Here is a 19,203-nt window from a genome sequence, read left to right on the forward strand (position 1 = left end):
CGCACGTGGGAACCGGAGCGCGCTTTCACACGTGAGGATCTAGCGCGTCTTTCGGGTAGGTAAAACCGCCGCGGGAGCGTGCGGAGGCCACCTAGAGTCTCCGCATGCTCCCCGTAGATCTTCCCGATACGGTGCGTGACGCCCTCCTCGCCCCGCTCGTCGACCACCACTGTCACGGGGTGCGCCGCGACGACCTGTCCAGAGCCCAGTTCGAGCTGCTGATCAACGAGGGCGGCTGCCCCGCGCCGCCGGGCACCACCCACTTCGACACGCCGATCGGCGCGGCCATCCGCCGCTGGTGCGCGCCCGTGCTCGGCCTGGAACCGCACGCGCCGCCCGCCGTCTACCTGGCGCGCCGGGCCGACCTCGGCGCCGACGAGGTCAACCGGCTGCTGCTGCGGGCCGCCGGCGTCGGGGCGCTCCTGGTCGACACCGGCATGGAGAGCGCAGAGCTGCTGACGGCCGCCGAGCTGGCCCGCCACGGCGACGCGAGCGCGAACGAGGTCGTCGGCATCGAGCAGATCGAGCAGGACGTCGTGGAGATGGCCGAGACGGCCCTCGACTACATGGACAGCCTGGCCGAGGAGCTCACCGCCAGGGCCGCCAGAGCCGTGGGCGTGGCGACGGTCATCGGCCATCGGTGCGGCCTCGACTTCGACCCGTCGAGGCCGAGCAGGGGCTCGGTCATCGCGGCGGCCAACCGCCGGCTGTCCGACCCCAAGGAGCCGCTGACCGACCCGATCCTGCTGCGCCACCTGTTGTGGACCGCGGTCGACGTGGCCAGGGACCGCGGCCTGCCTCTGCAGTTCCACACCGGATTCGGTGATCTGTCCTATCCCGGTGTGCATCGCGCCGACCCGGCGCGGATGACCACGTTCGTCAGAGCGCTGCAGCCGGCCGGCGTGCCGGTGGTGCTGCTGCACGGCTACCCGTTCCACCGCCAGGCCGCCTACCTGGCCGGCGTCTTCCCGCACGTCCACGTCGACGTCGGCCTCGCGCTGACCCACAGCGCCGCCGGGTCCGCGCGGATCATGGACGAGCTGCTGGAACTGGCGCCGTTCCACAAGCTGCTCTTCGGCTCCGGCTGCCACGGCGTGGCCGAGACCGGCCACCTGGGCACCCTCTACTTCCGCCGGGCCCTGGCCGCCGCGCTGAGGTCGCGGCTCGACGCGGGGGAGTGGAGCGCCGCCGACGCGGCCAGGGTGGCGCACATGATCGGCTCCGGCAATGCCCGTCGGGTATACCGGCTCTGAACTCCTCCTTGGGGAGGAGGTGCCATCAACTCCACATTCGTGATAATTAGCTCACGATGAGTGCGATCGAGATTCGAAACCTTTGCAAGGCGTTCGGACCGGTACGCGCGGTCGACGGGGTGTCGTTCACAGTGGAGCCGGGCACCATCACCGGCTACCTTGGCCCGAACGGGGCGGGCAAGACCACCACCCTGCGCAGCCTGCTCGGGCTGTGCACCGCCGATTCCGGCACGGCGCTGGTCAACGGCCAGCGCTACGTCGAGTTACCGCATCCCCTCAGCGAGGTGGGCGCGGTGCTCGAAGCCACCAACTTCCATCCGGGCCGTACGGCCCTCAACCATCTCCGGGTGCTCTGCGCGGCGGCCCGGCTGCCCCGCGAGCGCGCGACGGAGGCGCTGGACCAGGTCGGCCTCGCCGACGTGGCCGGCAAGCGGGTGCAGGTCTTCTCGCTCGGCATGCGGCAGCGGCTGGCGCTGGCCACCGCGCTGATCGGCCATCCCAAGGTGCTCATCCTCGACGAGCCCGCCAACGGGCTCGATCCGGCGGGCATCCAGTGGCTGCGCGGCTTCCTGCGCTACCTGTCCCACGACCAGGGCGCCGCCGTCCTGGTCTCCAGCCATGTGCTGGCCGAGGTCGAGCAGATCGTCGACAACGTGGTGATCATCGCCAAGGGCCGTCTCGTACGCCAGGGCAGCCTGGCCGAGCTGGTCTCCAACGGCGACGCGGCAGTCAGGGTGCGTACCACGGGGACCGCCGAGCTCGTCCCGGCCCTCGAAAGCGCCGGAGCCACGGTCGAACAGCAGGACGGGTTCCTGCGCGTACGCGGTCTCGGCGCCGAGGACATCGGCCGGATCGCGCTCGACGCGAAGGTCGTGCTGAGCGAGGTCACAACCGAACGCTCCGACCTGCAACAGGTCTTCCTGGAGCTGACGGGGGAGGGGCAGGGCTGATGACGCTGATCAGGGCGGAGCTGCTCAAGCTCCGGACCACCAGACTCTGGTGGGTGATGCTGGGCGTCACGGTCGCCTATGTGCTCCTGCAGCTCGGTCTCACGATCGGGTTCGCCGGCCAGACCGGCCAGAACGGCCAGCAGGTCTTCCCCAGCAGGGGAACCGTGCCCTTCCAGGAGCTCCTGTGGGGGCTCGGCTCGAGCGGCGCGTTGTTCCCGATGATCCTCGGGGTCGTCATGATGACCGCCGAATACCGCTACCAGACCATCACCACCACGTTCCTCGCCACGCCCCGGCGCGAGCGGGTGGTCGTGGCCAAGCTCGGGGCGGGGGTGGTCGTCGGGCTGGCCTTCGGGCTGATCGTGCTGGCGCTGACCGCCGTCGCGGTGGTCGTGTCGGTCCTGCTGTCCGGCGGCGATCTGGTCCTGTCGGCGAAGGTCCTGCGCATCGCCACGGGCGTGCTGCTCGTGCTCGTCCTCTACACGCTGTTCGGTGTCGGGCTGGGCGCGCTGATCAAGAACCAGCTCGGCGCGATCATCGTCGCGGTGGTGTGGGTGTTCATCGTCGAGGCCCTGGTCAACGCGATCCCGGTGTTGCAGCCGGTCGGCAAGTGGACGCCGGCCGGCGCGGGCAGCGCGGTGACCAACAGCGGCGTCGACCTCGGGCTGGGCACCGACTACCTGCTGCCGGCCTGGGCGGGCGCCCTGGTGCTGCTCGGGTACGCGGTGCTGTTCGCGGCGGTCGCCTCGGCCACGACGATCCGGCAGGACATCACCTAGCCGCACCCGATGGGGTCGTGGCCTTCTCTCCCGCGGTCGTCCGCCATGCAGGCGCCGAGCTTGGCTCCGACGCTCTGCATGGCGTCGGCCAGCGCGGCGACCTGCTCGGGCGACAGGTGGTCGAACAGCACCTCGCGCAGGGCCCGCGCGTGGTCGGGCGCGATCGCGGTGATGACCGCCCGCCCCTCAGGGGTGATCTCGGCGACACTTGCCCGGCCGTCGTTCTCGTCGGGCCGCAGCCGTACGTAGCCGCGCTCGACCAGCTTGCTGACCCGGTGGCTCAGGCGGCTGATCGAGACGTTGCCCAGGGTGGCCAGGTCGCTCAGCCGCAGCGGCCCGGCCGTCAGCGTGTTGAGCAGGCCGTATTCGATGTGCACCAGCCCGTACGCGCGGAAGGTGCGCTCCACCTGCGGAATGCCGACGAGCATCACCGCGAGCAGGCCCTGCCAGGCTCGCTGCTCGTCATGGCCGAGCCCTTCGACCAACGGACCCCCAGTGTCAGAATCGGCCGATCGCGACGATGACCGTCAGCGCCAGCAGTACCAGGTTAACCGCGAAGCTCTCCTTGCGCCGACGGTGCACCTGGGCGGCGACGATCATGGTGATCGCGAGGCCGACCGCCGCCAGGGGCGTGAGGATCGGGGCGATGCCGGTGGCCCAGGGCAGCACCAGGCCGATCGCGCCGAGGACCTCCACCACGCCGATGGCCCTGACCTGCGCCTGGCTGAAATCGTCCACCCATCCCATGCGCGCCTGGAGCTTCTCCTTGGGCTGCGTGGCCTTCATGAACCCTCCCAGGAGGAAGGCGGCGGCGAGCAGGGCCTGGAGGACCCAGAGGACGACGTTCATAAGTTGTCCCTTCAAGTATCGAGGGACTCGACTGTAGGGCGAAAAACTTGAAGCGACAAGTGTTCAGGCCGACCCCGTGCCGAGTCGCGCGCGGGTCCCGCGACCTGGTTTGCTGGGGCCATCACATCGCCTGACCCGAGCGGGGGCTCGCCCATGCGCACCGTCGAACCCGAGGTCTTCCTCGTCGCCCGTCCAGACCTCGACTACGACGAGCTCGCCCGCTACCTCGGCGAGGTCGGCGGCGAGAGCTGGCTGGAGCGGCTCGACCGTGGCGACCTCGACGCGCAGAACCTGGCCGAGTTCGCCGGGCGCCTGTGCTACCGCTCCTTCGAGCCCGGCCTCAACCCCAACGTCGTGCGCATCCGCGAGGACCAGGGCGACTACCTGCGCAACATCCTGGCCAGCGCCCACGGCTCGGTGCTCGAGCACCTCAACTTCAGCTTCGTGCTGCACAACGTCAGCCGCGTGCTCACCCACGAGCTCGTCAGGCACCGCCCCGGGGTGGCCATCTCGCAGGAGTCGCTGCGTTTCGTCCGCCTCGACGAGCTGCCGTTCTGGTTCCCCGAGTGGGCACAGTCCGACCCCGAGCTGATGAAGCGGGCCACGGTCCTGCTGGAGCAGATGGAGCAGTTCCAGGTCTGGATGGCCGGTCACTTCGGGCTCGACGAGGAGGGTGTGCCGTTCTCGGAGAAGAAGCACCGCACCTCGTTCATGCGCCGCTTCGCTCCGGAGGGGCTGGCCACCGGCCTGGTCTGGACGGCCAACGTACGCACGCTGCGGCACACGATCGAGGCGCGCACGGCGGTGGGGGCCGAGGAGGAGATCCGGCTGCTGTTCCAGCACATCGGCGCGCTCATGGTCAAGGAGGCGCCCGCCCTCTTCGGTGACTACGTCATCGAGGACGGGGCCTGGGTCCCGGGCTGGCGCAAGGTGTGAACCGAATCAGCGGGGTTCGGCAAGCCGGCTGACCTGACAAGCCGGCGTGATCAGGCCAGCGCGGGCATGACGTAGACCTCGGCGCCCGGCGGCAGCGCGCAGTCGAGGCTGCCGAGGCCGCGGGCGTTCTCGCCGCACACGATCATGTTGATGTGCCGGCGGATGCGCCCGTAGTCGTCGCGCAGGCGCTCCTCCAGCAGTGGATGCGTACGCCGCAGCATGTCCAGCGCGGAGCCGAGCGTCGGCGGGGTGTGCTGGTCGGCGGCGACGGCGAAGACCTTCACCTCGCTGTCGCCGCTCACCCAGCGGCGCAGCGAGTTGGGCAGGACGAAGACCACCATCATCACGTTCTTGGCCATGGGCTACAGCACCGCCGCACGCACGCTGAGCACGTCGGGCAGGTGCCGGACGACCGTCGACCAGGTGCCGCCGTCGTCCCGCGAGCAGTAGACCTCGCCGTCGCGGGTGCCGAAGAACACCCCCGCCTCGGAGGCGGTCATCGCGTCACGCAGCACGCTCGCGTACACCGGCCCCTCGGGCAGCCCGGCCTCCAGCGGCTGCCAGGTGCCGCCCGCGTCCTGGCTGCGGAAGACCCGGTAGCGGTGATCGACCGGGGTGCGGTCGATGTCGGCGGTCAGCGGCAGCACGTAGACCGTGTCGGGCCGGGTGGGATGCACCACGATCGGGAAACCGAAGTCGGACGGCAGCGACGAGCCGATGTCGTGCCAGGAGCCGCCGAAGTCGTCGCTGCGGTAGACGCCGAAGTGGTGCTGCAGGAAGAGCCGCTCGGGCTGGGACGGGTGCATGCCCACCTTGTGCACACACTGCCCGTATTCGGGATATTGCTGGCCCTCCGGCATGAACGGCGCGCGGATGCCCTGGTTGGCCGCCTCCCACGACAGGCCGCCGTCAGTGGTGCGATAGAAGCCGCCCGTCGACACCGCGACGCCCATGACCTGCGGGTCGGTGGGATGGCTGACGACCGTGTGCAGGCACAGCCCGCCGCCGCCCGGCTGCCAGTGCCGGCGGTGCGGGTGCTCCCACAGCCCCTCGGCCAGCTCGTAGGTGACGCCGCGATCCTCCGAGCGGAACAGCGCGCCCGGCTCCACCCCGGCCCAGACCACCTGGGGCTCGGCCGGAGACGGCATCAGCTGCCACACCCTGGTCAGGGTCGCGCCCGTCTTCTCGGGGAAGGCGATGGGGGGACGCTCGGCCTCCTGCCAGGTCTGGCCGAGGTCGTCGGAGTACATCACCGAGGGGCCGAAGTGGCCGTACTCGATGCCCGCCAGGATCCGCGGCGTGGCGGCGCGCGTGTCGATCGCCACCGAGGTCACGCCGACCGTGGAGAACTGGATCGGCGCCACCTCGAACGGGCCGCCGTCCGTCGAGCGGGCGAGGAACAGGCCCTTGCGGGTGCCGATCGCGAGCACTGCGTCGCTCATAACAAGCTCCCATCGCTCCCGTGTTCGCTTCCCGGCCATCGTGCCACGCCGTGACCAGCAGCGCCGAGGACTGGGCGATTTGCTGCGCGATTACGCGTGAGGTAATCGCCGCGCTTCCCTCCTGTCGGTAGCGTTGCCGTATGGGGTCGGTCAATGGCGCGTACGCGGTGGGGGATGAGTCGTTCGGGGAGCTGCTGCGGTCCTGGCGGCAGCGGCGGCGGGTGAGCCAGCTCGACCTGGCGATCCAGGCCGAGGTGTCGGCTCGTCACGTCAGCTTCCTGGAGACCGGGCGCGCCCGGCCCAGCCGGGAGATGGTGATGAAGCTGTCGGAGGAGCTGGAGGTGCCGCTGCGCCACCGCAACAGGCTGCTGGTCGCGGCCGGTTTCGCGCCGCTCTTCCCCGAACGTGAGGTACGCGCCCCGGAGATGCAGGCCGTCCGGCAGGCACTCGACAAGATCCTCGCCGGGCACGAGCCCTACCCCGCGTTCGTCGTGGACGCCGCCTGGAACCTGGTGGCGGCCAACTCGGCGGCCGCCCTGTTCATGGACGGGGTGCCCGCGGAGCTGCTCAAGGAGCCGGTCAACGTGATGCGGCTGTCGCTGCACCCCGAGGCGATGGGCGGCCGGTTGGTCAACCTGGCGGAGGTACGCGCCCACCTGCTGCACCAGCTGCGCAGGCAGGCGGAGGCGTCGGGCTCCGGGCAGCTGGCCGAGCTGCATGACGAGCTGGCCGCCTACACCTACCCCGGCGTGGATCTGAACGTGGCGCACGTGCCGGGTCCGGGCGACCTCCTGGTGCCGCTGCGGATCAGGCACGGCACGCGGATCCTGTCGATGTTCACCACGATCGCCACATTCGGCACGCCTCTGGACGTGACGGTCGCGGAGCTCGCCATAGAGACGTTCTGGCCCAACGACGACGAGACCGCCGCCGCGTTCCAGCGGCCCGCCGCCTCGTAGCGCCGTTACCAGGTTCGTTGCGCGACCGTCTCATTCGTGTGCGGGTCCGTCGTGGCTGGTGTCCTTGGAGAGGGATCCCCCCTTCGGGGGAGTGGAAGGTGACGGTCCGTTGTGGCCGGGGTTCCCAGGGGCGGCTGCCCCCTCCGGGGGAGTGGAAGGGGACGGTCCGTGGTGGCTGGGGTCCTCTGGAGGGGCCCCTCCGGGGGCGGAAGAAGACGGTCCGTCGTGGCAGAGGGGAGGACGGACACCCGGGGAACGGTCGTGGGCGCCGCGTCAGCGCTCTCCCTGCACGATGTCGCGGTGGATGCGGGACAGTGGCACGCCGTCGATCCGCAGGCGCCGGACCGTCTCGCTGACCATGCCGGACGGCCCGCACACGTACACCTCATGCTCGGCCCATGAGTGGAAGCGTTGCGTGACCTCCGGCAGCCGACCGCGCATCCCCTCGTAGCCGGCCTGGCCGGAGACCACCGGCAGTACCCGCAGCCAGGGGAACGTCGACTCCATCCGGATGAGGTCGGGCAGGTCGTACAGCTCCGCCGCCGTCCGTGCCCCGAACAGCAGGTGGATGTTGGGGCGGCGGCCCGAGGCGATGATGTGCTCGATGATCGCCTTGATCGGTGCCAGCCCGGTGCCGCCCGCCACGCACAGTACGTCGCGCGAGCTGCGCTCGCACAGCGTCATCGTGCCCATGGGCGGCCCCAGCATGATCGTGTCGCCGATGCGGGTGTCCCTGGCCAGCGTGGTGGACACCCAGCCGCAGGGGACCGCGCGCACGTGCAGCGTGATCGTGTTGTCCGGGCGCGGCGCGTTGGCGATGGAGAACGTGCGCCAGACGCGCGGCCACCGCGAGACCTGCACGTTGACGTACTGGCCCGCCGTGTACGGCAGGCGCTGCGTCGGCCGCAGCGTCAGGACGGCGATGTCCGGGGCGCGGAGCTCGTGGTCGATGACCTCGGCCAGCCACCACGCGGGCGAGACCCCGGAGTCGGACTCGGCCGACTCGATCATGAGGTTGGCGGCGGCGGTGTAGGCGGCCGCCCAGGCGGCCTCGATCTCCTCGTTCCAGATGTCGGCGGCGAACCGCTTGATGGTCGCGAGCAGGGCGTTGCCGACCGCGGTGTAGTGCTCCGCGATCACGCCGTACTTGCGGTGGTCCCGCCCGAGCTGGCCGAGGAAGGACGCCAGGCTGGCCGGGCTGTCCAGGCTCCACACGATGCGGGTCAGAGCGCCGAAGAGCCGGTCGCGCTGCAGGTCCATCGCCGGGGGGAACATGCCCCGCAGCTGCGGACTCTCGGCGAACAACCGGCCGTAGAAGTAGGCGGCGGCCTTGTCGGCCACCGGCTCCACGACGGAGAAACTCTCCTTTACCAGGCGCGGATTCAACGACATGAAATTAACCCCACCCTTTGGCCGGAATATTCTTCCGGTCGTGTCGTTACACCTCCCTGACGGCTCCGGGTAATGAGCGTGCGGCGGGCCCCGGCACGACTGCTCGCTCGAATTCGAGTCTTACACCACCTCCTGAGCGTCACAACCGTTTCGCCCCGATACAGTGCGGAGCAAAACTGTCCGTGACGATAACGTGATTTTCCGCGTTCAAGGTGGGGAAGATTTCGGTCATCAAAGTGAAAGTGTGTCTTATTCGCATATGTGACTGAGGTGATCAGGGTGAGGGGGAGCCGTCGGCGGCACGGCTCCCGGGCCGGAAGTCAGGCGGGACGTACGTTCTCCGCGAAGTGACCGGGCTTATTGCCGGGCGCCTCGAAAACGAAGACGATGTAGGTCTCGAAGAAGTCCGGGCCCCGTCCGGCCACACGTCCGGCGCCCATCCGCCGGCTCTCCCTCCATACCAGTTGGGTGAAGTGTCCGCAGTCGGCGACGTTTTCCGGGTCGGTGAAGTCGTAGCCTTTGATTTCCTCGTACCATTCGGCAACCGCTTTCCCTGCGTCGAGCGGCCGTTGTTTCGAGCCGGCGCCCCAGAAAAGGTTCTCTCCGGTGCCTTCCCGTAACCCGTCGTGCCCGGCCTCGGTGTCCGGGTATTCCGATCGCGACGCGGCGCGGGATCTGGCGTACTCGACCAGCTCCTGGTCCAGGACCAGCGGCGGGGCGTGGTGCTCGGCGCGGAGGGCATTGGCCTCGGCCAGCGCCTCGGCGAGGAAGGCGGCGCTCGTGGCGTCCGGCAGGGGGGCGCGGTAGCGGGCCACGCTCAGCACCTCGTTTGCGAGGGGCCGTAGGCGAATACGTCATTGTTCGCACGCACGATGAGTTTCCTTCCTGTGGTCCGGCTGTGTCCCCTGGATTGTGGGTGACGGGTTTTGCCTGGACAAGGGCCATAGGGGGCCCATATCTTATGACGATGACATTTCGGGTGGACCTTATCGGGCTTTTCCTGGCCGGATATGAAGACGCGATTCATTGACAAGATCGGCCGGGAATTGTCAGGCGCGCCGCCATGCCGAAGCCGGACATATCATGACAAAGCAGTATAAAATGCATCTTTGGTATATATCTGACAGGCGGTGGGGAATGGATTGACTCATTCAGTAGAGTCGGAATAATCGGATCTTGGCGGACGCGTCGCCACTGGGAGTGACGCAGAGGCAACGGACTGGAAGGGGAGATGCCGCTTGCTTAGGCAGAGGGGGTCTCCGTAGCCGCCTCCCGCTTGAGACCAGCGCATACTCCAGCCCGTTCGCGAAGGTGACCATGGCTCGTTCCCAACCCCCACAGCCCCAAGCTCCGGCCCGCCGGACGCCGTCACCTCAGCGGCCCGCTCCTCAGTCGCCGGCGCCGGCCACTCAGCCGCCGGTGACCCCGTCACCTCAGGCGCAGTGGCTCTGGCCGGCGGCGCTGGCCCTGCCGGTGGTCGCCGCGTGCTGCGCCTTCACCGCCCTGCTCCTCGACAGCCGCACCGGCGTCGTCTGGGCGTGCGTCGGCACCGCGGCGCTCTCGCTCCTCGCCCTGGCCGCCGTGGCGGCCCTGCGCCAGGGGCACCAGGAGGCCCTGCGGACGATGAGCCGCCGCGAGAGCGCCATGCACCAGCGCGAGGCCGAGTTCCAGCACCACCTCCAGCAGCGCAACACCCAGTGGAGCAAGCACGTCGCGGCCCGCTCCAAGGCCCTGCAGGAGGCGGTCAGGCACCTGGTGCACAAGCGGATCCCGGCCGTGATCGCCCAGGGCGAGGTGCCCCCGCCGTACCAGAGCCAGGGGCTCGATGAGGACGCGGCCGAGCTGCTGGAAGAGGTGCTCGACGCGGTCGGCGAGGCCGCCGAGCAGGACCGCGAGCGGCAGGAGTCGCTGCGGCTGGCCCTGCTGGCGCTGGCCCGGCGCGTGCAGACCTCCGCCCACCGCATCCAGGAGAACGTCTCGGTGATGGCCGAGCGCCACCCCCACAACCCGGACGTGCTCGAGACCAGCATGCAGGTCGACCACGCCGCCGCCCAGCAGGGCCGCCACGCGCAGAGCCTCGCCGTGCTGTGCGGCGAGTGGCCGGGACAGCAGTGGCCCAATCCGCTCGCGCTGGTCGACGTGGTGCGGGCCGCCTCCTCCAGGATCGTCGCCTACAAGCGGGTGGAGGTGTCGGGCGACCCGGACACCGCCGTCGCGGCCCACGTGGTCGAGCCGCTCATCCACCTGGTGGCCGAGCTGCTCGCCAACGCCACCCAGTCCTCGCCGCCGGCGACCACGGTGCTCGTGGCGGTGCGCAACGTGCAGCGCGGCGCCGTCATCGAGATCGACGACGGCGGCGTCGGCATGGACGACCACCAGCTGGAGCAGGCGCGCGAGATCGTCTCCGGCCGCCGCTCCGTCGACGTGGGCGAGGTGGGGGAGATCCCGCAGACCGGGCTCGCGGTCATCGGGCACTACGTACGCCGCCACGGGTTCCTGGCCGACCTGCTGCCCTCACCGTACGGAGGGGTGCGCGCGGTCGTCCTGGTGCCCGGCTCGATCGTGGAGACGCTGGAGCCGGCCGAGGCGCCGCCCCGAGCCCGGCCCGCGCGCCACGAGATCCGGCCGATCGACCCGGCCCAGGACCACCTCACCCAGGACCACCTCACCCAGGACCACCTCACCCAGGACCACCCCACGCTGGACGAGCCCGTGCCGAACCAGCCGATGCTGGATGCGCCCGCCCCCTTGGGCGAGCACATCGAGGGGGCGGGGGAGGACACGGGCGGCGGCGGCGCGCTGCCGCGCAGGCGCTCACGCCGTGGCGAGGCGGGCTCCGACGCCGAGCGGCTCGCCGCGGCGGGACCGGCCGCCGAGCCGGCCGCCACTCCGGAACAGGCGGGCGAGTGGATGGCCGCCTTCTTTGACCACAACCCCGACGCAGGGGAACACCACGAGCGATGACGAACGTTTAGTGATGACGAACGGGGTACCGATGCACCAAGATCAGGACTGGATGATCGCCGAGGTCGTCTGGGTCCCCGGAGTCCGCCACGTGGTCGTGCTCAGTTCCGACGGCCTGCTGAAGGCCCGCTCGGCCGGTACGGACAGGGACGTCGCCGACCGCCTGTCGGCCGCCTGCTCCGGACTGCAGTCGCTGGCCCAGAGCGTGGGGCGCGAGTTCGGCGGCGGCAACCGGGCCGTCAGGGAGCTGATGGTGGGCTTCGAGGGCGGCTTCCTGTTCGCCCGCGCCGCCGGATCCGGCTCCCATCTGGTGGTCATCACCGATCCGGTGGTCGACCCGCGGCTCATCGCGCAGCAGATGCAGGCCCAGGTCATCAAGATCGGCGAGAGGAACTTCAGTACTCCCGCACGCCGGGCCGCGCGGAAATGAGCGGCGAGTACCACGACAGCGCGGTACGGCCCTACGTCCTGACCCAGGGCCGGGCCCGCCCCACCCGCAACACCATCGGCCTCGACACCCTCCTCGTCGTGGCCGACGCCGGCAAGCCCCTGCCGCCCTCCGCCACCCGCCAGGCGCGCGACCTGCTGCGCATGTGCGGGCGGCTCCTGTCGCTGGCGGAGGCGGCGGCGCACCTCAAGCTGCCGCTGAGCGTGGCCGGGATCTTAGCCTCCGACCTGGTCGACTCCGGCCACCTGATAGCCCGCTCCCGTATCCCGGAGGCCGGGCGTCCCGACCTGACGACCCTCCAGGAGGTGCTCAATGGGCTCCGCCGGCTCAGCTGACCGCTACCTGCCCGACACCGTGCAGCAGGCGGTCAAGATCCTCGTGGTCGGCGACTTCGGTGTCGGCAAGACCACGATGATCGGCGCGGTCAGCGAGATCGAGCCGTTACGCACCGAGGAGACCATGACGCAGGCCAGCGTCGGCGTGGACGACCTGGCCGGGCTGGGGAGCAAGACCACGACCACCGTGGCCATGGACTTCGGCCGCATCACGCTCAGCCCGTACACCGCGCTCTACCTGTTCGGCACGCCCGGCCAGCGGCGCTTCTGGGACCTGTGGGCCGGCCTCGGCGAGGGCGCCGTGGGCGCGCTCGTCCTGGTCGACACGCGCCGCATCGAGGGCAGCTTCGAGGTGATCGACCAGCTCGAACTCCGTGGCGACCTGCCCTTCGCCGTCGCCGTCAACCACTTCCCCGACTCCGCCGACCACAGCGCGCAGGCGCTGCGGGAGGCCCTGGACCTGGAGCCCGGCACGCCCATCGTGAACTGCGACGCCAGGAGCCGCTCCTCCTCGGTGGACGCGCTGATCACCCTCGTCGAGCACGCGCTCGCCCTGCAGAAGGGCCCCTCATGATCCCCCTGTCCGCCACCACGACCTGCCCCGACCCGCGCGGCGTCTTCCGCGGGCTGCGCCGCGAATGGGGCGACGTCGCCTGGGTGGAGCTGGAGCCGGGCGTCGGCGCCTGGCTGGTGATGGGCTACCACGAGCTGCTGACCATCACCCGGCAGGAGAAGCTGTACTCGCGCGACGCCCGCAACTGGCGGCTGTTCCAGGAAGGCGTCGTGCCGCCCGACTCGGGGCTGGGGCCGATGATGTTCTGGCGGCCCAACGTGATCGGCGCCGACGGGGCCGAGCACCGCCGCCTGCGCCGCCCGATCGACGACGGGGTCGCCGCGATCGATCAGCGCCGCATGCGCCGCTCCGTCGAGTCCATGTGCCGCGAGCTCATCGAGGGCTTCGCCGACCGCGGCGGCGCCGACCTGGTGGGCGACTACGCGGCCATCGTCCCGATGCTGGCCATCGCCGGACTGTTCGGCCTCGACACCGGCCAGGGCCACGAGCTGCTGGCGGCGTTGCGCGCCCTGTTCGGCAGCGCCGAGGACTCCCAGGCAGGTAACAAGAAGTTCGAGGAGATACTCGGTGGCCTTCTGCGGGCCCGGAAGGAGACCCCGTCCGACGACCTGACCAGCCACTTCCTGGCCCACGCCGACCTGCGCGACGAGGCCGAGGTGCTGCAGTCGATGGTGGTGATGATCTCCGCCGGACAGGAGACGACGACCACGTGGATCGCGCAGACCTTCCGGCTCATGCTGACCGACCCGCGCTTCGCCGGCCGGGTGCGCGGCGGGCGCATGGGCGTCGACGACGCGCTGGACGAGGTGCTCTGGCGCGACCCGCCCATGACGAACATGCCCGCCCGGTACGCCCTGCGCGACACCGAGCTGGGCGGCCGGCGCATCGCCCGCGGTGACGCGCTCGTCCTGGGCCTGGGGGCGGCCAACGACGACCCGCGCGTTCACGGCGGCGCGACGGAGATCGAGCTGGGCAACCGCGCCCACCTGGCCTGGAGCGCCGGTCCGCACGTCTGCCCGGCGCCCGTCCCCGCCCGCCTCATCACCCGCACCGCGGTGGAGACGGCCCTGCACCTGCTGCCCGACGTGCGCCTGGCCGTGGACGCCGCGGAGCTGACCCCGCACCCGTCACCGTGGACCCGCTGCCCCGCCTCGCTGCCCGTCCACTTCCGCGCGCTTGGAGACCATTCATGATCCCTGTAGTCACCCTCGACCCCGCCGGGACCGACCACCACGGCGAGGCCGCCCGGCTGCGGGAGCTGGGCCCCGTCGTCCGCGTCGTCCTGCCGGGCGGCGTGGAGGCGTGGTCGATCACCCATCACGCGCTGCTGGCCGACCTGCTGACCGATCGCAGGGTCAGCAAGGACTGGCACAACTGGACGGCCGTCCGTGACGGCCGTATCACTGACGACTGGCCGCTCATCGGCATGGTCAAGGTCACCAACATGGTCACCGCCGACGGGCGGGAGCACCACCGGCTGCGTAAGTTCGTCACCCAGACGCTCACGCCGCGCCGCGTCCAGAGCATGCGGCCGCGCATCGCCGGGATCGTCGGCGGGCTGCTGGACGACCTGCCCTCGCACGCGGCCGCAGACGGGACCGTCGACCTGCGCAAGCACTTCGCCTACCCGGTGCCGATGCAGGTGATCTGCGAGCTCGTCGGGGTGCCGGAGGAGGAGCGCCCGGAGCTGCGGGAGCTGGTGGACAGCATCTTCCGTTCCACCACCGCCCCGGAAGAGGTGCTCAAGACCCAGCGCGACATCTACCTGCTGCTCGATCGGCTCGTCGCCGCGCGGCACGCCGAGCCGGGCGACGACCTGATCAGCGACCTGATCGCCGCCCAGCGCGACGACCCGGAGCGGCTCACCGACGAGGAGCTGGTCGGCACGATGTGGCTGATGCTCGCCGCCGGGCACGAGACCACGCTCAGCCTGATCGTCAACGGCGCCCGCGCCCTGCTCACCCACCCGGACCAGCGCGCGCTGGCGGTGGTCGGCGGCGAGGAGACCTGGTCGGCCGTGGTGGAGGAGACGCTGCGCTGGGACGCGCCCATCGGCAACTTCATGGCCCGTTACCCGCTGGAGGACATCGAGATCGCCGGCGTCACCATCCCCGCCGGAGAGGCCATCCTGGCTCCGTACAGCGCGGCGGGACGCGACGAGGCGCACCACGGTCAGGACGCCGCGCGCTTCGACATCACCCGCGAGCAGCGCAGGCACCTGGCCTTCGGCGGCGGTCCCCACCTGTGCCTGGGCGCCCCGCTGGCCCGCCTGGAGGCCACCGAGGCGCTGCCCGCCCTCTTCCGCCGCTATCCGGGCCTGTCGCTGGCCGTCCCGCCCGCGGCGCTGGTCCCCGTACCGTCCCTGTTCTCCAACTCCGCGGCGGAGCTGCCGGTCCTTCTCACCGTGCCGTAATCACCCCTTATGCAGCAGGGATCTTCAGGAGAGGTGACATAACCGAAATGGTGTACGCCATGATGGGCGTGCGGCCGTCGTCACCACCGGCGGCGGCACGTACTCCACCAGGCACCCTGGAGATCGCATGTCCCGACCGCTGATCGGCATCACCGCCTACTTCGAAGCCGCCCGCTGGGGCGACTGGGTGCGGGAGGCGGTGCTGTCGCCCCCGTCCTACGCCAAGGCCGTCGAGCGCGCCGGGGGCGCCCCCGTGGTGCTGCCGCCGCTGAACCTGTACGCGATCGACGACTACGTACGAGGGCTGCGGGGCTTGGTGCTGGCCGGCGGGATCGAGGTGGGCGGTAGCGCCTACGGCGAGGAGCAGGACGAGCGGGTGCCCGAGGCGCAGGGGCACCGTGACCGGTTCGAGCTGGCCCTGGCCCGCGCCGCCGTACAGGCCGACGTGCCGATCCTGGCCATCGACCGCGGCATGCACGTGCTGAACGTCGCCCAGGGCGGCACGCTGATCCCCTGGCTGCCCGAGGTGCTCGACAACGAGCGGCACGCCGAGCCGGGCACGCCGCACGTCATCCAGGTGAGCGTGTCGAGCAAGCTCGGCAAGGCGGTGGGCGACAAGGTCGAGGTGGTCGCGCCGCACACCCAGTCGGTACGCAGGCTGGGCAACGGGCTGCTGGCCGTGGCCTGGGCCGAGGACCAGATCGTCGAGGGCATCGAGCTGCAGGGCCACCGGTTCGGGGTCGGCGTGCAGTGGCACCCGGAGCGGGCCGAGGACGGACGGCTCTTCGACGCGCTCGTGGAGGCGGCCCGCTAGGCTTCGATCATGCCACTGCACCCCCAGGCGCAGGAGTTCGTCGAGCGCTACATGTCCGATCCCGGCCCGGCCGGGATGGACCTGGCCGAGATCCAGGAGGCCCGGAACCAGGACGGCCTCGCGCTCCAGCGCGGGCCGCTCACCCACCTGCCCTTCGTCCGCGACGAGAGCGCCGAGGACGTGCCCGTCCGCGTCTACCGCGCCGACCGGGGCGACGGCGCGCTGCCCGTGGTGGTCTTCTTCCACGGCGGCGGCTGGGTGAGCGGGGGCATCAAGCGCAGTGACGCGCTCGGCCGCGACCTGGCCATCCGCACCGGCGCGGTGGTCGTCTCCGTCGACTACCGGCTGGCGCCCGAGCACCCGTTCCCGGCCGCGGCCGACGACGCCTGGACCGTGGTGCGCGACATCTTCACCCGCCCCGCCTTCTACCAGTGCGACGGCGGCGTCGCGGTGATGGGCGAGAGCTCCGGCGGCAACCTCGCCGCCGTGGCCGCCTGGCAGGCCCGCGACGCCGGGCTGCGCCTGGCCCACCAGGTGCTCATCTGTCCGGCGCTCGACGCGGCCATGGATTCCCCCAGTTACACCGAGTTCGCCACGGGCCTCGGCCTCGACGCCGAGGAATTCGCGTGGTTCCTGCGCACCTACGCCGGCCAGGCCGACCCGGCGGATCCACGGCTGTCCCCGCTGCGGCTGCCGTCCTTCGCCGGGCTGGCGCCCGCGACCGTGGTGACCGCCGAATACGACGTGCTCCGCGACGAAGGCGAGCGCTACGGCGCGCGGCTGGCCGAGGCCGGGGTGCCCGTCGAGACACGCAGGTTCGACGGGGCGATCCACGGCTTCTTCGGCCTGCCCGGCCTGTTCGACCAGGCCGTGGAGGCCCGCGACTACGTGGCTGAGCGGCTGCGGGAGGCTCTGTGACGTACGGGAGCGCGTACGAGAAGCTGAAGATCGACACGCCCGCCGACGGCGTGCTGCGGATCACGATCAGCGAGCCGCGCAGGCGCAACGCCGTCGACATGACCGGCCATCGCGAGCTGGCCGAGATCTGGCGCGACATCGACCGCGACGACTCCGTCAGGGCGGTGGTCATCAGGGGAGAGGGCGAGGCGTTCTCCGCCGGCGGCGACCTGTCGATGATCGAGGAGATGACCCGCGACCACGCCACCCGGCTGCGGGTGTTCGCCGAGGCCCGCGACATCGTCTACAACGTGCTCAACTGCGCCAAGCCGATCGTCTCGGCCGTCCAGGGGCCCGCGGTGGGCGCCGGGCTGGCCGTTGCCCTGCTGGCCGACATCTCCGTCGCCGGGCGCACCGCCCGCATCATCGACGGCCACACCAGGCTGGGCGTCGCGGCGGGCGACCACGCCGCGATCATCTGGCCGCTGCTGTGCGGGCTGGCCAAGGCCAAATACCACCTGCTGCTGTGCGAGCCCGTCACCGGCGCGGAGGCCGAGCGGATGGGCCTGGTGAGCCTGTGCGTCGACGACGACCAGGTGCACGACAAGGCGATGGAGATCGCCGTGCGGCTCGCGGCCGGCTCCCAGGAGGCCATCCGCCTCACCAAATACTCCCTGAACAACTGGCTGCGCATGGCCGGGCCCACCTTCGACGCTTCGCTCGCCATGGAGTTCCTCGGCTTCAGCGGCCCCGACGTGGTGGAGGGTGTGCGGGCGGTGCGCGAGAAACGGCCACCGGAGTTCGGCTGACCTGCGGTTTCACCCGCGCGCCCAGGGTAGGCGTGACCCTTGGACGGTGTGGAAGGGCTGCTGCCGCACCAGTGCCGGATCGGGCTTGTCCGCCGAGGCCGAGAACGCCGCCCCGGGAGACGAAGCCGCGGCCCGCGCCGGTCGCTGGTGCGCGTGGCAGATCGGCCACACCGTCGACCTGTACGTCTGATCAGAAGCTGCGTGGCAGCCCGAGCACCTGGGTCGCGAGGTAGTTGAGCAGCAGCTCCTCCGTCACGGGCGCCACCTTCCCGATGCGGGCGTCCGTGAGCAGCCTGGCCACCGGATACTCCAGCGAGTACGCCATCCCGCCGTGCGTCTGGAACGCGGCGTCGGCCGCCTCCCACGCCGCCTGTGAGGCGGTGAGCTTGGCGATGTTGGCCTCGGTGCCGCACGGCAGGCGCCGGTCGAACGACCACGCCGCCTTGTAGATCATCAAGCGGGCCAGCTCGATCTTGGCCTTGACCTGGGCCAGCGGGAACGCGATCGCCTGGTTGGCGCCGATCGGCCGGCCGAACACCTCGCGCTCCTTGGCGTACTGCACCGCCACCCGCAACGCGACCTCGGCCCCGCCGAGCGCGGAGGCGGCGAGCAGGACGCGCTCGGGATTGAGGATGTCCCACAGCACCGCCGCGCCCTGGTCGATCTGCCCCACCACGCTGGAGGCGGGCACCCGGAGGTCGTCGATGAACACCATGTTCGACGGCGTCGTGTTGGCGCCGAGCTTCGGGATCGGCTGATAGGACAGCCGCCCGGCCGCCACCGCCTCCGGCACGTTCACCAGGAAGACCGTCAGCCCGTGCGTACGCGGCCTGGCCTCGGCCGCCGGGACGGTCCTGGTGACCAGCAGCATCCAGGTGGCCCGCTGCACGCCGGTGATCCAGATCTTCTGACCCTTGATCACGTAGTCGTCGCCGTCACGCCTGGCCGCCGTCGTGATCGCCAGCGAGTTGGAGCCGGCGTCCGGCTCCGTCAGCGCGAAACACGTTTCCACCTCACCCGTGGCCAGTCGGGGCAGCAGCTCCGCCCGCTGCTCGGCCGTGCCGTGCCTGGCCAGGGTGAGCGCGCCGAACCCGGGCGTCAGCACGTACGTGAACGCCGAGCCGCCGGCCGCCCCCGAGGCGGCCAGCGTCTCCGTCGCCACCGCCAGCTCCAGCAGCCCCTGGCCGCCCCCGCCGAACTCCTCGGGCACGGCCAGACCCAGCCACCCGCCCTTGGCCAGCTCCGCCCAGACCTCCTCCGGCCAGCGCTTGTCCGCCTCGCACCGCTGCCAGTAGTCAAGGTCATAACGTGAGCAGATGTCGCCGATGCCGCGCTGGACGGCCAGGGCGCTTTCGGGAAGGGTGAAATCCATCACGCCATCGTAGAAGT

General features: G+C 70.8%; 21 protein-coding genes. 14 read left to right on the plus strand and 7 right to left on the minus strand.

What is annotated here, in order from left to right:
• The first annotated feature begins 104 nt into the window (after window positions 1-104).
• The 3 genes from AB0J16_RS23660 to AB0J16_RS23670 are packed head-to-tail and all read left to right on the plus strand — an operon-like array spanning window position 105 to window position 2,982.
• A complete protein-coding gene (locus AB0J16_RS23660) occupies window positions 105-1,253 on the plus strand; it encodes an amidohydrolase family protein (RefSeq protein WP_358542966.1) in 1,149 nt (382 codons plus the stop codon).
• Window positions 1,254-1,309: 56 nt separating this feature from the next.
• Entirely contained in the window at window positions 1,310-2,203 is an 894-nt protein-coding gene (locus tag AB0J16_RS23665; protein ID WP_358542969.1) for an ATP-binding cassette domain-containing protein, read from the plus strand.
• Complete coding sequence (locus tag AB0J16_RS23670; RefSeq protein ID WP_358542972.1) at window positions 2,203-2,982, plus strand: ABC transporter permease; 780 nt, start codon at window positions 2,203-2,205, stop codon at window positions 2,980-2,982. The genes AB0J16_RS23665 and AB0J16_RS23670 overlap by 1 nt, the downstream gene beginning before the upstream one ends.
• Here AB0J16_RS23670 and AB0J16_RS23675 read toward each other — a convergent pair.
• Complete coding sequence (locus AB0J16_RS23675) at window positions 2,979-3,467, minus strand: MarR family transcriptional regulator (protein WP_358542974.1); 489 nt, start codon at window positions 3,465-3,467, stop codon at window positions 2,979-2,981. The genes AB0J16_RS23670 and AB0J16_RS23675 overlap by 4 nt on opposite strands.
• A gap of 13 nt (window positions 3,468-3,480) precedes the next feature.
• Window positions 3,481-3,831: a DoxX family protein gene (locus AB0J16_RS23680; RefSeq protein WP_358542976.1), complete on the minus strand. Its 351-nt coding sequence runs from the start codon at window positions 3,829-3,831 to the stop codon at window positions 3,481-3,483.
• A 153-nt stretch (window positions 3,832-3,984) separates the two neighbouring features.
• On the opposite strand from AB0J16_RS23680, the gene thyX reads away from it, so the two are divergent.
• Entirely contained in the window at window positions 3,985-4,767 is a 783-nt protein-coding gene (gene thyX, locus AB0J16_RS23685; protein WP_358542978.1) for an FAD-dependent thymidylate synthase, read from the plus strand.
• A gap of 50 nt (window positions 4,768-4,817) precedes the next feature.
• Here the strand turns inward: thyX and AB0J16_RS23690 are convergent, their stop codons facing one another.
• Together AB0J16_RS23690 and AB0J16_RS23695 are read right to left on the minus strand one after the other, a co-directional pair.
• Entirely contained in the window at window positions 4,818-5,126 is a 309-nt protein-coding gene (locus AB0J16_RS23690; protein ID WP_225292858.1) for a hypothetical protein, read from the minus strand.
• Window positions 5,127-5,129: 3 nt separating this feature from the next.
• Complete coding sequence (locus tag AB0J16_RS23695; protein WP_358542981.1) at window positions 5,130-6,209, minus strand: exo-alpha-sialidase; 1,080 nt, start codon at window positions 6,207-6,209, stop codon at window positions 5,130-5,132.
• A gap of 140 nt (window positions 6,210-6,349) precedes the next feature.
• Here AB0J16_RS23695 and AB0J16_RS23700 point away from each other — a divergent pair, with 140 nt between their 5' ends.
• Window positions 6,350-7,168, plus strand: a complete 819-nt coding sequence (locus tag AB0J16_RS23700) for a helix-turn-helix transcriptional regulator (protein ID WP_358542983.1) — start codon at window positions 6,350-6,352, stop codon at window positions 7,166-7,168.
• 273 nt (window positions 7,169-7,441) lie between these two features.
• Here the strand turns inward: AB0J16_RS23700 and AB0J16_RS23705 are convergent, their stop codons facing one another.
• On the minus strand, window positions 7,442-8,560 hold the full coding sequence (locus AB0J16_RS23705) for a globin domain-containing protein (protein ID WP_358542985.1): 1,119 nt from the start codon (window positions 8,558-8,560) through the stop codon (window positions 7,442-7,444).
• A gap of 320 nt (window positions 8,561-8,880) precedes the next feature.
• Window positions 8,881-9,375 carry a CAP domain-containing protein gene (locus AB0J16_RS23710; RefSeq protein ID WP_358542988.1) on the minus strand — a complete coding sequence of 165 codons (495 nt, stop codon included), beginning with the start codon at window positions 9,373-9,375 and terminating at the stop codon, window positions 8,881-8,883.
• A 604-nt stretch (window positions 9,376-9,979) separates the two neighbouring features.
• Between AB0J16_RS23710 and AB0J16_RS23715 the strand changes: the two genes are divergently transcribed.
• The 9 genes from AB0J16_RS23715 to AB0J16_RS23755 all read left to right on the plus strand — a co-directional run bounded on the left by AB0J16_RS23715 (window position 9,980) and on the right by AB0J16_RS23755 (window position 17,814).
• Window positions 9,980-11,524 carry an ATP-binding protein gene (locus AB0J16_RS23715; RefSeq protein ID WP_358542991.1) on the plus strand — a complete coding sequence of 515 codons (1,545 nt, stop codon included), beginning with the start codon at window positions 9,980-9,982 and terminating at the stop codon, window positions 11,522-11,524.
• Between the two features lie 13 nt (window positions 11,525-11,537).
• Window positions 11,538-11,954, plus strand: a complete 417-nt coding sequence (locus AB0J16_RS23720) for a roadblock/LC7 domain-containing protein (RefSeq protein WP_358542995.1) — start codon at window positions 11,538-11,540, stop codon at window positions 11,952-11,954.
• The gene (locus AB0J16_RS23725; protein ID WP_357953033.1) at window positions 11,951-12,307 is read left to right on the plus strand and encodes a DUF742 domain-containing protein; all 357 of its coding nucleotides are present in this window, start codon (window positions 11,951-11,953) and stop codon (window positions 12,305-12,307) included. Before AB0J16_RS23720 ends, AB0J16_RS23725 begins: the two co-directional genes overlap by 4 nt.
• A complete protein-coding gene (locus tag AB0J16_RS23730) occupies window positions 12,285-12,881 on the plus strand; it encodes an ATP/GTP-binding protein (RefSeq protein WP_358542997.1) in 597 nt (198 codons plus the stop codon). The genes AB0J16_RS23725 and AB0J16_RS23730 overlap by 23 nt, the downstream gene beginning before the upstream one ends.
• Window positions 12,878-14,074 carry a cytochrome P450 gene (locus tag AB0J16_RS23735; RefSeq protein ID WP_358543000.1) on the plus strand — a complete coding sequence of 399 codons (1,197 nt, stop codon included), beginning with the start codon at window positions 12,878-12,880 and terminating at the stop codon, window positions 14,072-14,074. Before AB0J16_RS23730 ends, AB0J16_RS23735 begins: the two co-directional genes overlap by 4 nt.
• Complete coding sequence (locus AB0J16_RS23740; RefSeq protein WP_358543003.1) at window positions 14,071-15,294, plus strand: cytochrome P450; 1,224 nt, start codon at window positions 14,071-14,073, stop codon at window positions 15,292-15,294. The genes AB0J16_RS23735 and AB0J16_RS23740 overlap by 4 nt, the downstream gene beginning before the upstream one ends.
• Before the next feature lie 127 nt (window positions 15,295-15,421).
• A complete protein-coding gene (locus AB0J16_RS23745) occupies window positions 15,422-16,108 on the plus strand; it encodes a gamma-glutamyl-gamma-aminobutyrate hydrolase family protein (protein ID WP_358543005.1) in 687 nt (228 codons plus the stop codon).
• A gap of 9 nt (window positions 16,109-16,117) precedes the next feature.
• The gene (locus AB0J16_RS23750) at window positions 16,118-17,026 is read left to right on the plus strand and encodes an alpha/beta hydrolase (RefSeq protein WP_358543008.1); all 909 of its coding nucleotides are present in this window, start codon (window positions 16,118-16,120) and stop codon (window positions 17,024-17,026) included.
• Window positions 17,023-17,814, plus strand: coding sequence for an enoyl-CoA hydratase/isomerase family protein (locus tag AB0J16_RS23755; RefSeq protein ID WP_358543010.1), 792 nt, complete (start codon window positions 17,023-17,025; stop codon window positions 17,812-17,814). Before AB0J16_RS23750 ends, AB0J16_RS23755 begins: the two co-directional genes overlap by 4 nt.
• Before the next feature lie 190 nt (window positions 17,815-18,004).
• On the opposite strand, the gene AB0J16_RS23760 is transcribed toward AB0J16_RS23755, so the two are convergent.
• Complete coding sequence (locus AB0J16_RS23760; protein WP_358543012.1) at window positions 18,005-19,186, minus strand: acyl-CoA dehydrogenase family protein; 1,182 nt, start codon at window positions 19,184-19,186, stop codon at window positions 18,005-18,007.
• Window positions 19,187-19,203 lie beyond the last annotated feature (17 nt).

Origin of the sequence: Nonomuraea sp. NPDC049750 (genome assembly GCF_040659625.1) — a bacterium.
In the GTDB taxonomy this organism is placed as follows: domain Bacteria; phylum Actinomycetota; class Actinomycetes; order Streptosporangiales; family Streptosporangiaceae; genus Nonomuraea.

What these genes read in the sequence shown, in the direction of transcription:
- AB0J16_RS23735 (WP_358543000.1), top strand. Translation starts at nt 12,878, where the DNA reads ATGATCCCCCTGTCCGCCACCACGACCTGCCCCGACCCGCGCGGCGTC.
- AB0J16_RS23695 (WP_358542981.1), bottom strand. Translation starts at nt 6,209, where the DNA reads ATGAGCGACGCAGTGCTCGCGATCGGCACCCGCAAGGGCCTGTTCCTC.
- AB0J16_RS23720 (WP_358542995.1), top strand. Translation starts at nt 11,538, where the DNA reads ATGACGAACGGGGTACCGATGCACCAAGATCAGGACTGGATGATCGCC.
- AB0J16_RS23705 (WP_358542985.1), bottom strand. Translation starts at nt 8,560, where the DNA reads ATGTCGTTGAATCCGCGCCTGGTAAAGGAGAGTTTCTCCGTCGTGGAG.
- AB0J16_RS23740 (WP_358543003.1), top strand. Translation starts at nt 14,071, where the DNA reads ATGATCCCTGTAGTCACCCTCGACCCCGCCGGGACCGACCACCACGGC.
- AB0J16_RS23660 (WP_358542966.1), top strand. Translation starts at nt 105, where the DNA reads ATGCTCCCCGTAGATCTTCCCGATACGGTGCGTGACGCCCTCCTCGCC.
- AB0J16_RS23730 (WP_358542997.1), top strand. Translation starts at nt 12,285, where the DNA reads ATGGGCTCCGCCGGCTCAGCTGACCGCTACCTGCCCGACACCGTGCAG.
- AB0J16_RS23670 (WP_358542972.1), top strand. Translation starts at nt 2,203, where the DNA reads ATGACGCTGATCAGGGCGGAGCTGCTCAAGCTCCGGACCACCAGACTC.
- AB0J16_RS23680 (WP_358542976.1), bottom strand. Translation starts at nt 3,831, where the DNA reads ATGAACGTCGTCCTCTGGGTCCTCCAGGCCCTGCTCGCCGCCGCCTTC.
- AB0J16_RS23700 (WP_358542983.1), top strand. Translation starts at nt 6,350, where the DNA reads ATGGGGTCGGTCAATGGCGCGTACGCGGTGGGGGATGAGTCGTTCGGG.
- thyX (WP_358542978.1), top strand. Translation starts at nt 3,985, where the DNA reads ATGCGCACCGTCGAACCCGAGGTCTTCCTCGTCGCCCGTCCAGACCTC.
- AB0J16_RS23745 (WP_358543005.1), top strand. Translation starts at nt 15,422, where the DNA reads ATGTCCCGACCGCTGATCGGCATCACCGCCTACTTCGAAGCCGCCCGC.
- AB0J16_RS23760 (WP_358543012.1), bottom strand. Translation starts at nt 19,186, where the DNA reads ATGGATTTCACCCTTCCCGAAAGCGCCCTGGCCGTCCAGCGCGGCATC.
- AB0J16_RS23725 (WP_357953033.1), top strand. Translation starts at nt 11,951, where the DNA reads ATGAGCGGCGAGTACCACGACAGCGCGGTACGGCCCTACGTCCTGACC.
- AB0J16_RS23690 (WP_225292858.1), bottom strand. Translation starts at nt 5,126, where the DNA reads ATGGCCAAGAACGTGATGATGGTGGTCTTCGTCCTGCCCAACTCGCTG.
- AB0J16_RS23750 (WP_358543008.1), top strand. Translation starts at nt 16,118, where the DNA reads ATGCCACTGCACCCCCAGGCGCAGGAGTTCGTCGAGCGCTACATGTCC.
- AB0J16_RS23665 (WP_358542969.1), top strand. Translation starts at nt 1,310, where the DNA reads ATGAGTGCGATCGAGATTCGAAACCTTTGCAAGGCGTTCGGACCGGTA.